We start from the raw sequence: 12,414 nt of genomic DNA on the forward strand, positions 1-12,414 counted from the left end.
CAATTAAATGTTACGATTTCCTTCGATTTTAGACGAATACGATGGACGGTTTGCGTCAGTCCACACTGACAACGATGGCTGTCAGGTTATCATGACCACCTCGTTCAAAAGCTAGGCTCGCCAACTCATCGGCTGCGCCATTCCCGTGGTTCCGGAGCATATCGAGGATCTCATCGTCCGCGATCAAATCGCTGATGCCATCACTGCAGAGAAAGAATCCCGTTTCTGCCTTCAGCAGAAGACTTCCGATATGTGGTTCGATTTCGCGTTCCGGATTGGAGCCACCAAGAACTTGAAGAAGCGCCGAGCTGCTCTTCTTGGCTCCAAGGTACGCTGCCATCGTGTCGTCTTTGGATAGTTGATAGATACCGCTCTGATCAAAGCGATAGACTCTAGAATCTCCAACGTTGAAATATCGTGCAGTTCCTTCGTGGAACCAGAGCCCAACAATCGTCGTGCCCATGCCCTTTGTAGCGCCGGTCATCTGGTCGTAAAGGTGCTTGTTGGCGTCAATGATAACCTGATTGAGTTCGGCGAGGTTTGCGGCATCCGGCACCCTTGCGCTCAGGAACTGAATGGCGGTCTGGCTTGCAATCTCTCCCCCATTTCGGCCGCCCATGCCGTCGGCCACCATGACGACACATTTTTCATCTGGGCAAATGACAGTCTCAAAGGCAGCATCCATTGAACTGGCCATAGTCCAGCCATTCACGCAGACCCGATCTTGGTTCTCTGTGCGGGTAGTTCCCCGGTGGGTAATAGCGCTGACGCGTAGTTGCAATGATATGGACGCCGTCTGCACAGGGCTGATAGTGGTCGAATCAAGCGGCATCCTGTTCTCCATTGAATGCTTGTCCCAGATTGACCTCAATGAATTGAGCTCTTTGGCGAACATTCACCTGGATATTTCGATACTCGATAGGTCCATTGGGGCCTTCAAAATGAGTTTTGCCCTTCTTCGCGTACCAGTCACCGACGACCAAATACCAGCCGCCTACCCTGAAGTCCCCAAGTAGGTTCTGAGCCACCGCGAGTGTTGGAGAGATTCTGGCATCATTTCCGGACCTGGCAGCCTTCGATGGCACACATGGGAGGAGTCCTTTGGCTTGCTGACTCGAAGACGGCGCCCGGATATTTACTAGGAGCACGATGGGATGTCTGATCGCTTCAGATTCAAGACGATGGAACGCGGCATCGAAGCGAGTTGGCGAAAATGCGAAGTCATCCCAATCAATTTCTTGGCTATCGACGTTGATCTTGACGCTAGCTCTGCACCCTTTTCGCACTGCGCTGCTTTCGACAAACAGCCATATTTTTGCCAAACCAAGCGCTGACCTGCAGTATGAAGCGATTCTGTGACCACTCCAAATCCGCTCCATTCGCTCCTTGAAATCGACGGGGCCAAGCCGCCCTGCCATGCCTTCCGCAGCAGCACCTGCTTTGAACTCTTCCTTTGGAACATTCAGGCGGAAGGAATATTGGTTCCCGATCTTATCGAAGGGATTCGCAGCATCTTCGACCGCGATCGCCTCATCGACGATCAATCGAATCTGGCCACGCGCAGTGAATTCGCAGTCGACCTGATGGAGTTGATGACTTGCTAGACGGAAACGGGCTGGGATTTGCGTTTTGAGGTCAATGTCTTGTCCATTCATGACGAACGACGAGACGTGAACAACTGGAACGCGGCATCCAACGCAGAGAAAACCGCGTTCGGCTTGGCTCACGTGATTTGCAAATCTAGTAGAACCACTGCTGGGATCGAAAGCACGATCCATACTGACGCCATTTGGCATACTCACTCCCGACAATTGCGTCGGGAAAAAATACGTCGAGGAGCAGTTTAGTCCAGAAATCTATCGCTTAAAATTCTATCGAATCTCAATGATTCCTTCATGAATCGGCGCCTGGTCGCGATCTCTCCATCTGACATTGGCGCGCCCGGTGTTCTTGGCTGCACGATTGAACATGTGGCTAAAGCAGCCGACGCACTGAACCTTTCCTGACTTCCAATGCAGGAAGGACTCGTCATCTTTGATTTCGAGCTGCACTGGTCGGTCCAAGTGATCAGCAACATCGCCCAGCAACATGACGACTGCTTGCGAATTGTCAGGGCCTTCGATTCCTACGAGAAGTCCGCCGCTTTCTAGCTCGCTCATCTTCCACCGATGATCGGGTTTGTCGATCCATTCCAGCATGGCGCTCTCCTGAGGTTGAATCCCCAGTTGACGGCAATGCGTTGCAAGAAACGACAGTTGTTTGATAATGGCGAGGCTTAGGCCGCCAGGATCACTGTGCTCCCGGTGGGGCTTCGGAGGTGCGAGCGGCCCTAAAATTAGGGGCGCTAGTGAACGACGAACTGCCGTCCGTTTGAATTACATACTCAAAGGACATCTCATCTTTGTCCGCGCCACGAGTATTATCCGAAACCGCTAAGATTTTGATCGCGGCGTAGAAGCCATGTGTGTTTTTAAGGACGAGTATCTGTCCTATACTTGGCCGTCGGGTTCTTGAGGTGTAGTCAAAGAGAGTGGCATCTGAGATTTCGCCAATCTCGGCCATTCCTGTCGCTATAGCGATACCATGGATGCTCGGCTTGTCATTGTACGCAATAATGCTGATGTCGCTGGATTTGCTCCAGGCGGTTTCAAACAAATACGGATCTTTTCCGAGGACATAGACGCCGTTGTAAGACGAGTAGTCGAACGTGATCGTTCCCCTGGTCGACGTGACATGTGGCGGGGGAACGGCTGACGCTTTGGTCGCGAATGGGTTGATTCCCAGCTTTTGAACTATCTGGGTCGCCAAGGCATAAGGCGTGAGCTTGTTCGCATCGAGATACTGGACGCTCGACGGCATCCCCGGCACGGGAGTGTCATCGAACCGAACTGGCAGAACGTACTCAGCCTTCTCCACAAGAGCTCTGCTAAGCGCTGACCGACGTTCGTGACGGCACCAGGGTTTCTCCACATATTCCTTGGAGATGAACATCACGACGTAAGAGGTTTCGGCGGAGAATAGCTGATGGAAGAACTCAATGCCGTCTTTGCCCCATAGCAGGACCTGGTTGTCGCCATCATAGAAAACCGGAATGCCAAACGACTGAAGGGAGCGGACGACCTGTTCGACATAGACTCGCTGCTCTCCTGCGAAAGATACTGCGACTTGATACTTTTCCATCTGACAGCTTTAGCGAGGAGGATTTCGAATAACGTCAGCGACTTCGCCAGCGATCTCTTCGACGGTATGCGTTGCCGTATTTCGAGCGAGCCTATCTGCAAGTGACGGCGAATAGCCAATGACCTCCTTTTTGGTTACTTTGTGCCAGATGGGGAGGAGGTTCTGTTCGCCTGATACAGTTCTTGTTACAAGGCCATCCAGCTCGTATTCGGGCCACCCCTTCCCGAAAAATGCCTGGGACAGGACCACAACGCCGAAGCGACTATGCGCGATACCCTGGTCTATCTTGCGGCGCAAGCTATCACCAATCCTGAGTTCGAAGTCATCGTACCAAACTGCCAACCCAGCCGCCTGAAGAGCGACAGCTAGTGGACGAACCACTTCTTCTTTGTCCTCTGAAGCATGAGAGATGAAGACATCATAGGTCGATGCGGCCGTTTCATTTCCACTAGGCGGAGGTTGATTGTCATCAACCTCATGTACCAGGCTCGGCACACTGCGTAGCGGCGCTTGATTGATCTCTGGTAACGGGCGAAGCGCTTGTGCCGGGATCACTCTCGCTGAAGATCTCACCGATCCACGGAGGCCTTGCATGTCAACAACGACATACCAGGTTCCGGTATGTGGGATTTGCAAGCGAACAGGAGTTTGTCGAGCCAGGCCGCCCTGGTAATCGTGACGGCGCCCCGCCCGGTAGCTATTGTAGTTCGAAGCGTCCAATAGACGGACGTTAGCAGCCGCCGAGAGATTTACTTCAACGATGCTGCCGCCGCTGACGTGACCTAGGTCATGATGGATATACTGCATCTAAGAAATCCTCATAGACGCGGAAAGCTTTTGGATGATGAACTACTTGATTTCCAACCTCGGAACGAAACCGCGATCTTTCACTTGGTCGTAGACTAGGAACGGCAAATCGGCTTTCGGCATACGAACTCGCCCAAGTTCGATCGCCGTTGATACTGGTATCGCAGGGAAGACGTGAATTGTGGAATCGGGCGGCGAACTCGCCTTGATCCTCTCTAAAAGGCCACGTAGCAAGCGGCGCCACTCTTGCAGGTCAGCTTTGAAGCGCATGACATCGTTTCCGGGATTTTCAACTGAAACGGACCAGATCGCCGCTTCTCTCCCCAAGACATTGAAGATTCGATCATCAGTGATCGTGGCACTTATACCCAGCTTGAGAGCGACAGCTCCGGTCTTGTTCCGCGGTTCCTCTATCTTGAACGACATGCGAGGGCCATCTTCGGCCCATTGCCATCCGCTGGGCTCACGATGAAGCTGATAAACGTCTGCAGGCGTGATGTCGCCAAGCAGGGAACCCAACTCCACGAGTAATGGCATGGGAGCCAAGCCGAAGACCGAAAGATGATCGATCCTCCGCCCCTCGATCTCGGCATGAACTTTATTTGCGAACTGGCGTCGTAGGTTCGCCACTTCGTTCGGCCAGAAGGTGTCTTCGGCGTCGGTTTGGGCATTGCCCAGGATCTCTATGCCGATTGTACCTCTGTCGGCTGGATGGCGATGGGGAATGATAGCATTCATCACCTTCGAGCTAGAGACTGGTGATTGATGATCACCGATTCTCGCTCCATAGCGAAGAATGTGCGTAGCGCGATCCGCTGTGATGCCCGAAACTATTTCAATGCGCTGCTCGTGAGCTGCTTTTATATCCAGCAAACGCTGTTCTGGATAGTTATCCACTTCGTCCACGTCTATTAGCTTGTGATGGATGTGACACAGCAGCATCAGGTTCGTTGGCTCGTCCACGAGCTTTGGAGATCGGATTAAATCACCTCGCGGCCCACCCGGTTTCTCCGCCACGATGTGAGCGATGAACCCGAAGTTCCCATCTTCATTGTTGCTAACAAGATCACCGATAAGGTGTTTGTTGCATCCGGGGAACTGACAGCGTCCCGCAGCTCTGGCCCAGACAATTGCGCGAGTTTTCGGAGACAACATTAATCCTACTCGACTACGACAAGGAAGCGCTCGCTCTGCCCAACGCAGACTTTGTCACGCTTGCGAATAACAAAGGCTGTGATCCAATGGACGCCGCGATATCCTGTAGGCTCCCAGCGGACCCCTCGGGATGTCGACGGATAAAAGCCGCCTCGCAGACCCGCGCCCTCACCACCAGATTTATGGGCATTAGCCGCTTCCTGATCAGTGTTAACGACCTGCCACTGGATGTTGAATGATTTCTGACCAGCAAACGTCATGCCATTACGGTCGTAGGCTTCAAATCGCAGTTCCACGCCCTTCGGCACAATATCCCTGGAATTGAGAGCGCGCTGGGCTTGAGCGTGCCGCGACGTATGCATCGTCGCCTTTATCGTCGGTACTACTTGGTTACCCGCAATTCGCCATGGGATTGGCTTCATCCATGGCACGGTATTGCGCACATGATCGAGCGCCGAAGCGCCTAGGCTGGAAACAGCGTCAACAGCATCGCGGAACGCATGGTTGGCGAAATTTATAGGAACCAGGGCTGCCTGAACTATAGCGGTAATTGCCGTCTTTCCCTTGGCAAACTCGTCACCGAAAACACGCTGCCACTTGCTAATGCTTTCTTCCTCGTTTCCTTCCTGGAAAGCGTCATCGATCCACTGGCGATACTTGTGGACCATGTCGCGGAAGTTTGCGTACTTGTCCTTATCCCAATGCCGAGTGAAGTGTTCGATAGGAAGGATAGGATTCCGGACCGGATGCAGATCTGGGCGCGCCTGAAGATACTCATCCAGTCGCTGAATGAGGGTCCGAAGGGTGGTAGGAGTATCCGCAAATAGGTGAGGTTGCTGACGATCGAGGGGCGTGATCCGCTCGGCAATCAGGGTAGTCAGCAAGACTGACTTGCAACTGAACGTTTGTTTGATGTCGCGCAGATACTTGATAAGGCGAATGGACTCTCTGAGCCGATCGTCGCCAACGGTCTCCGCTTGTTGCTGAACCCATCGAGTAAACCTCTCGGAGTCCGTTGGCTCGAAGACATCATCGCTGCGGCAACAGACCTCAAACTGATGTGCCCCTCCAGGCCGATTGACGACGGATGGCACCACATCGAGGCTAAAGTCGTTGGCGTAGTCGATAGTGACGCAGCGATTTCCTAACCCCGACATCTCCTTGTAGACGCCAGAAGCCAGAAACACCCTGTTGAGTTCGAGGATGTACTGCTTTGCTGTCCAACCCGGAACTGGGTCCACAAACATGAGCAGATCGGCATCGAAGCCTGCTTTTCCTGGCGGCTTAATGATTGTGCCATGGGACCAAGAGCCCTGCGCGCTGAAGCGCCTAATCTTGGGCTTGAAGTCGCTATTCCGCAGAAACTCCTCGATCGTCTCCACCCTGTTGGTCAGGGTTTTAATCCGATCCGGGTTGAGGTTGACCTCATCGGCAAGGAACTTGCCAAAATGTGCAATTAGTTTCACTGACGAGTCTCTGATTCGGTTGAGACCGAATCATAGCCAAGCAACAAATAAGAGCAACTAGGATGGCCCGCTCTAAGTCCTGCCTATGGCAGGTCGTCGAGCTGTGCGTCTCCAACGAGGAGTTCCTGATTGCGATATGCGACGCTTAGCAGATCAATCCTGTCAGGGAAGATCGCCGCGTAGAGCGCAGTTGGCTCTTGTCGCCGAATCGGGAGCCCAAGATGTGTAAGGGCAATGTCCCCCAGGTAAGGCCTCCGGTCGGACCGAATGACGATCTTTTGATAGCGATCAAGGATTCGCCGTAGGAGCTCCGGATCGCCTTCTTGACTGAGAAGCTCCTGGTAGCGCTCAAGCACCCGCGGACCGTCCGGGAGCCAGCTTCTAATGGAAAGGCGACCGGGGGCCTCCAGCACGACCAGAGCGTTGTCGACTGGCACTTCCAGGTTTTTCAACCAGGTCGCTGTTTCGCCCCAACGAGCAAAAAACAACACCCGGCCCCGCTGATCGATTTCAACGATTTCCAGGAGTAGGCGAGCGTCCTTGGGATGCAGGATTGGGTTGGCGCTGGGTTTCGTTTTCGACATTGGGCTGAAATGGGTAATTCTTTTTCCAAGGGGCTCCCAAGTACGTCATGGCAGCCAAAACCTTGTCAATGGCACGTAAAATAAGTTAGAAGCCGCAAAAATTGTCGCAGACCGGATATATTGCCGAGGCGGATTGCTAACCTACCATATATTGTGGTATTGCTATTTTTGTTCCCTCGCTCTTTCGTTGTGAGAACGGGTCATCGGAGCGGGGCTGCCGACCAAGACCGACCATCAAATAGGTCTTGTCGATTTCTTCTTCTAGTAAGAACCTGGGTTTTTCTATGTACAGCGGGGAGGTTCAAATGAGGACGCAAATCGCTCCATTTCGCGATCCTGGTCTTTGGAGTGTCCTCCAGAATGGTCTCGCCGTTTTGAATGGTGAGGAGATGGAGGCTGCGCGTCGTGCAATCATTCTAGATTGCTTGACTTCCATGTTCTCGGATGCCGACCGCGGCGCCAGTACTGTTTCCGGTCAGAACATGTTGGCGGTTTCCGGCGATGCGGATGCCATTGAGCGCTATTCGTTGTTCCTGGAGTATTTGGCTGACCCGATAGGCGCTGAACTTCCAGCCCGTCTAAGCGAAGCTCATAGCTCACTTAAAGAATTGCAGGCAGGCGGCCAAGTCGCGCCCGACCGGGTGGGTAGAATTCGAGAAGTCCTCGAAGCAATGCTTGCTGAGTTCCGCAAAGCTGCTCAAACAGAACCACTGGTGCCCATAAAGGATTTTAGCTACTAATAGTGGATGCACCCACGGTCAGCTCGGGAATCCTGCTCATTCTTCCTTGCCAGACTCAGCATTGAGGTCGCTCGACTTCGTGCGCAGCCGTTTCCTGGTCATCATACTGGCCCCCGGAAATGGTTGAACTACGTTGAAGGGATAGCCGATTCCGCCCGACTCTATCTTCAGGAGTCGATGAGACCTGGGCTCACTCCAGACAAGGAGTTAGAGCTAATCACTGAGGCGGAGCGATTGGGCGAGGCCTCATACACGCTCATGCAGTGGGTTGCCGGGGCCGACGCCAGTCAGATCCCTCATCAGATTGTTGGCCCGTTCCAACACATCGTTAAGAAGCTTGGCATAACCAACGACATCTTCTTTCGATCAGAGCATCTGCCTAACTATGAATTAGGCCCAGATGACTCTGGCAAGAACTACCAAACTCTTACGTACCTGGCGCCCACGCTCAAGAAGGCAATCGGTGAAATCAACTGGCCCATTCTCCGTGTCACCGTTCCTGGCCATGCTATGGGCATGTTGCCCCACTTCGCTGTGGTCAATCACGAGCTCGGTCATGCAATTCAAGGCCGCATCCAGTTCGATGAAGCTCCCTTTCAGCATGATCTGCAGCAATTTGGCCAGCGGCTCGGTGCCAGGGTTCAAAAGGAAAGTATCAATTGGTCGGCTAAGGCGAGCTCGTTAATTCAAGCAATCTATAATAGATGGCTAAACGAAATCAGGGCTGATGCTGTCGCCTACGCACTTAGCGGCCCCAGCTTCTTCTTCGCTTTCTGTGGCTTCATTCAGCTATCTGGAAAATCGTATGGGATTGCTCCCACACATCCTCCGACTGACATCAGGCGCAGCCTCATCTTCAGGGAGATGAGCAAGGAGAATCCGTCTTTTCTCGCAGTTTTCAAGGCCGAAACAGGCATGGAGATCACCGAGACGATTAATAGTCCAGGCGTCCCATCTTGCCCTCCTCCTGATCAACTTTATGCCGATATTGTGCCTCTGTTTGGCCGAGAAGCCGCCGCGATCTGCACTGAGTTGGCGCCAGCGATCGCAGTAATTGGCCCAGCGATCTTCGATGCGGCAAGGGACTACATCATAGCTCATTGCCCGGATCTTCTTTACTCACCCACTCAATTACAGGTCGATCTTTCGACACATCTTGAAGCCCTCTGCAATCTTATTCCGCCAATCGAATCTCCGGGACCTAATGGTCCAGAACCAACTTCCCTGAGCACCATTTTGAACGTCGGATGGGCAGCCCTTCTTACACGTACAGACAAGATTTCCGCTCCGGTCGGCAAGAGTGGAGATGAAACCGCGAATAAGCTTGAACGCCTCCATGAATTGCTCTTGAAAGCAACGGAGCTTTCGGATGCCCGTCGCATTTGGGAGGAGACAAAATGAGCGAACTCTCCACCCAAGCAATTAGAGATCGACTGGAGCAGAAGGATTTGGATAGACGCCTAGTCGTTTCTCCCCTTCTCGATATCGATTCTCAGGTGAAGATCGGTCAGGCATCTGTGGATTTGCGACTGGGGTTTGACTTTTGCCTTGTCTCGCCGTCTTCCACGGGCGCCATTGACGAACTGAGCAACGGAGCGCATCCCGATTTCACTTCTCTCTATAGGCGCGAGTACGTCCCATTTGGGGCTAGCCTGACTATTCACCCTCATCAGTTCATGCTTGCCCAAACACTGGAGTACTTACGCTTCCCCCCGGATCTCATGGCGTATGTGGTCGGTCGATCAACCTGGGGTCGGCTTGGGCTGATTGTCGCCACGGCCGTGGGTATCCATCCTGGCTTTGCTGGCAGCTTAACGCTTGAGCTCAGAAATCTGGGCGAGACACCACTAACACTCTATCCAGGCCAGACGATCGCCCAGCTTTTTATTCACGAAGTAGTGGACGCAGACGGAAAGTCCGCCAAGGGGGCTGCGAAGCAAGCTCAATATGCGGGAACCGTTGATATGATACCGCAGAAGATATCCTCGGACCCAACCTATACGATCCTAGCAAAACTCAAACAGCGTTTCGAGAAGTTGTCGAAGACCTGATCATTTGTCCTTTGGAGAAGACGCGGGACGGATTCTACCTATCCAGCCACCTGGATAGTTGTGGTTCCCGATATCGGCCGCCGTCCGCCTCGTGCCGGAAATGAGAACCTTGTTGAACTCGTATGGCCCCCACAGAGTCAGATTGCGCCATCGTCTCGATGGCTTCCAGTACCCGCCAGCAGAGTTCTCACTTCCATCCGATTCGTACCAGGAAGACTCGTTTACATAGATCAGATGCTGACTCAACTTACCGCCATTATGGCGCAAACGCCCCAGAACCAGCATTAATGCATTGATATACAATGGCAATGCCGGGATAAAACTTTCCGGCCGACAGGCCGAAATGGCAGCAGCATAAGATCGATCCAAGTCCGCATTTTTGCAGGGCCAGGATGGGGAAACTGCGACGGAGTTTGGTCGGCTGAAGGAAGACGTGACGTGATCTGGGACTGACAGCAAGGGGTGCAAACAGTTTGCTCGCTGTGGTTCCGGGCCTACCGGAAGAATCCCATTATGCCTCGCTTCCAGCGAGCACTCTCATGGGCAGCGAAAGCATCACTCAGAGAAATATGGTGCTTTTCCAGCCAAGAGGTAGCGTGTTCGAAGGCAGATAAGATCGACCGCGACGTGGGCCGAAATTCGACAACCCACTCAGTGCCGAACGTGAACGGACAAATATTCACATCCGGTCCTAAATCCTGAAGCTCATAAATCACGCTGTTCCCATAAACTAGATTCCCGCCGGAATGGCGCACCCATGCGCGCCATTCGATTGCGTCAAAACGCACGGTATAAATTGGTGCTTCTCCATCGGGGGCGTCGTCGGACAGGAACATCTGAACAGTCACGCCGTCGGTCTTGAACGGCTCCGGATGCCGATAGGGTTGGCGCGTTTCATCGATCTTAGTAGCTATCCCGGCAATGACTTTCATCGAGATTTCGATGAGGTGCTCGTCAATGATTTGACGGGGACGTTTTTCCATATGGGCGTCACCATTATGCGATGCTGTCACCAGCAGATGAGTTCGTTAAGCGGGCGAGCTTACTCACGCTTCAACATCGTAGACGTGCATGCGTGCAGGTAAGCCTGTGTCTTGGCGCACAATGGTCGGCTGGACCCCGGTGGGGCGGAAACTTCGACCATGGAGCAGTGTAAAAAGGGACGCAAGAGTCCTTAAAACGAGGACTTTCGCGTCAGTTTCTACACGGCGTGTCTACGAACAGCGTATTTTGCCGATGTTTGATACGGAGCAACCTGCGGATACCAAAGATGAATTCGTCGTTCCCTCGCGATTTTTGCCGATGTTGGTTGCCGATCTTTGTTTCGCGTTAAGATTGAAGAATGACGAGGGTGCGTATCCGCCCGGCGCTATCAATCCCACTCTCAAGCACTTGTCCGTAATGTTCGCATAAGAAGGCTGCTGGAGCCGATTTTGTCCGTAATGTTCGCATAAGGACACATTTCTGTCCGTAATCCTCGCATAAGGCTTACACAGGCTGTTCCGGCGACCCGGAATGTCGCGAGTGCATGACGATCTTCAATTACTTTTCGTTGATGATCTTTAATTGGTTTTGGTGGCAATGCCCTAGAGATACGAGGGGCGTTGTCTTCTTTCTTCATGCCTGGGAATTCCCAAGTAGGGACGTGGGCGCAGGTCGAAAAACACTTAACCTGGTCGCAAAACGCTTAAAAATAAGGCCGTGGATCGCAAAACGCTTACGCCACTGAGATCGCGATGACATTTGAGGATCGGGTTGGATGCCAGCAAGATCTACCGACAAACGTGCCTGGAATCGTTTGCAGATAGCGACGGATTCCATTGCCATCTGCAAACGATTCCAGGGGTTTTCAACTGCTCGTCCAGCAGAACGTCACAATAGTTTCATACTGTTAGCAGATCATTTCAATTATACCGGAAATATGGAAAACGAAAACATCGCCAGTGCCTTTACGGCGCTGGGGCAAACCACACGTCTCGATCTGCTTCAGGCGCTCCTGGCCGCGGGGGCCACAGGCATGGCTGCCGGGGAGATTGCTGATCAACTCGGCATCGCTCCATCGACCCTTTCTTTCCATCTCCGTGCTCTGGAGCAGGCGGAACTGATCGTTGTTCAGCGGCACGGTCGCAGCCTGGTCTACGCCGCTCATATGGAGCGGCTTCGCGATCTGCTCGCCTTTCTAGCCAAGGCGTGCTGCGGGTTCGACCAAGGCCGCAATGTGGAACTCAGCCGATTTCTCGAATCTCTGACCTCGGAGGCTACTGCCATGCAACCCGATCCTTTTAATGTCCTGTTTCTTTGCACGCGCAACTCCGCCCGCTCGATCATGGCGGAGGCGATCCTGCAGAAAATCGGCGGGTCACGATTCCGTGCCTATTCGGCAGGTTCGGAGCCAGCCACAGAGGGACCGATGCCGGAGGTTCTGGCCCAA

The 12,414-nt window shown here is 53.1% G+C and carries 13 protein-coding genes; 4 read left to right on the plus strand and 9 right to left on the minus strand.

The window, feature by feature from the left end; genetic code table 11:
- Positions 1-55: 55 nt before the first annotated feature.
- The 8 genes from ACE3PP_RS13515 to ACE3PP_RS13550 all read right to left on the minus strand — a co-directional run bounded on the left by ACE3PP_RS13515 (position 56) and on the right by ACE3PP_RS13550 (position 7,192).
- The gene (locus tag ACE3PP_RS13515) at positions 56-832 is read right to left on the minus strand and encodes a PP2C family serine/threonine-protein phosphatase (RefSeq protein ID WP_374383122.1); all 777 of its coding nucleotides are present in this window, start codon (positions 830-832) and stop codon (positions 56-58) included.
- Positions 822-1,727 (minus strand): hypothetical protein, encoded by a 906-nt coding sequence (locus ACE3PP_RS13520; RefSeq protein WP_374383125.1) that lies wholly within the window; start codon positions 1,725-1,727, stop codon positions 822-824. Before ACE3PP_RS13520 ends, ACE3PP_RS13515 begins: the two co-directional genes overlap by 11 nt.
- A gap of 144 nt (positions 1,728-1,871) precedes the next feature.
- Complete coding sequence (locus ACE3PP_RS13525) at positions 1,872-2,198, minus strand: hypothetical protein (protein ID WP_374383127.1); 327 nt, start codon at positions 2,196-2,198, stop codon at positions 1,872-1,874.
- Between the two features lie 91 nt (positions 2,199-2,289).
- Positions 2,290-3,180 carry a TIR domain-containing protein gene (locus ACE3PP_RS13530; protein ID WP_374383128.1) on the minus strand — a complete coding sequence of 297 codons (891 nt, stop codon included), beginning with the start codon at positions 3,178-3,180 and terminating at the stop codon, positions 2,290-2,292.
- A gap of 9 nt (positions 3,181-3,189) precedes the next feature.
- A complete protein-coding gene (locus ACE3PP_RS13535; RefSeq protein ID WP_374383130.1) occupies positions 3,190-3,987 on the minus strand; it encodes a DUF1883 domain-containing protein in 798 nt (265 codons plus the stop codon).
- 42 nt (positions 3,988-4,029) lie between these two features.
- A complete protein-coding gene (locus tag ACE3PP_RS13540; protein WP_374383131.1) occupies positions 4,030-4,950 on the minus strand; it encodes an SAVED domain-containing protein in 921 nt (306 codons plus the stop codon).
- Between the two features lie 197 nt (positions 4,951-5,147).
- Positions 5,148-6,608, minus strand: a complete 1,461-nt coding sequence (locus ACE3PP_RS13545) for a hypothetical protein (RefSeq protein ID WP_374383133.1) — start codon at positions 6,606-6,608, stop codon at positions 5,148-5,150.
- An 83-nt stretch (positions 6,609-6,691) separates the two neighbouring features.
- On the minus strand, positions 6,692-7,192 hold the full coding sequence (locus ACE3PP_RS13550; protein ID WP_374383135.1) for a hypothetical protein: 501 nt from the start codon (positions 7,190-7,192) through the stop codon (positions 6,692-6,694).
- Between the two features lie 305 nt (positions 7,193-7,497).
- On the opposite strand from ACE3PP_RS13550, the gene ACE3PP_RS13555 reads away from it, so the two are divergent.
- From ACE3PP_RS13555 to dcd, 3 genes are all read left to right on the plus strand, one after another.
- Entirely contained in the window at positions 7,498-7,932 is a 435-nt protein-coding gene (locus ACE3PP_RS13555) for a hypothetical protein (protein WP_374383137.1), read from the plus strand.
- A gap of 123 nt (positions 7,933-8,055) precedes the next feature.
- Complete coding sequence (locus ACE3PP_RS13560; RefSeq protein ID WP_374383139.1) at positions 8,056-9,333, plus strand: hypothetical protein; 1,278 nt, start codon at positions 8,056-8,058, stop codon at positions 9,331-9,333.
- Positions 9,330-9,983, plus strand: a complete 654-nt coding sequence (gene dcd, locus ACE3PP_RS13565) for a dCTP deaminase (protein WP_374383141.1) — start codon at positions 9,330-9,332, stop codon at positions 9,981-9,983. Before ACE3PP_RS13560 ends, dcd begins: the two co-directional genes overlap by 4 nt.
- A gap of 494 nt (positions 9,984-10,477) precedes the next feature.
- On the opposite strand, the gene ACE3PP_RS13570 is transcribed toward dcd, so the two are convergent.
- Positions 10,478-10,966 (minus strand): hypothetical protein, encoded by a 489-nt coding sequence (locus ACE3PP_RS13570; protein WP_374383142.1) that lies wholly within the window; start codon positions 10,964-10,966, stop codon positions 10,478-10,480.
- Between the two features lie 776 nt (positions 10,967-11,742).
- On the opposite strand from ACE3PP_RS13570, the gene ACE3PP_RS13575 reads away from it, so the two are divergent.
- Positions 11,743-12,414: metalloregulator ArsR/SmtB family transcription factor (locus ACE3PP_RS13575; protein ID WP_374383144.1), on the plus strand; the 672-nt coding region annotated here is incomplete at its 3' end.

This window comes from Dongia sp., from assembly GCF_041910485.1.
Classification (GTDB): Bacteria; Pseudomonadota; Alphaproteobacteria; order Dongiales; family Dongiaceae; genus Dongia.

Coding starts and splice junctions, on each gene's coding strand:
- ACE3PP_RS13570 (WP_374383142.1), bottom strand. CDS start 10,966: ATGGAAAAACGTCCCCGTCAAATCATTGACGAGCACCTCATCGAAATC.
- ACE3PP_RS13535 (WP_374383130.1), bottom strand. CDS start 3,987: ATGCAGTATATCCATCATGACCTAGGTCACGTCAGCGGCGGCAGCATC.
- ACE3PP_RS13530 (WP_374383128.1), bottom strand. CDS start 3,180: ATGGAAAAGTATCAAGTCGCAGTATCTTTCGCAGGAGAGCAGCGAGTC.
- ACE3PP_RS13550 (WP_374383135.1), bottom strand. CDS start 7,192: ATGTCGAAAACGAAACCCAGCGCCAACCCAATCCTGCATCCCAAGGAC.
- dcd (WP_374383141.1), top strand. CDS start 9,330: ATGAGCGAACTCTCCACCCAAGCAATTAGAGATCGACTGGAGCAGAAG.
- ACE3PP_RS13515 (WP_374383122.1), bottom strand. CDS start 832: ATGCCGCTTGATTCGACCACTATCAGCCCTGTGCAGACGGCGTCCATA.
- ACE3PP_RS13555 (WP_374383137.1), top strand. CDS start 7,498: ATGAGGACGCAAATCGCTCCATTTCGCGATCCTGGTCTTTGGAGTGTC.
- ACE3PP_RS13525 (WP_374383127.1), bottom strand. CDS start 2,198: ATGCTGGAATGGATCGACAAACCCGATCATCGGTGGAAGATGAGCGAG.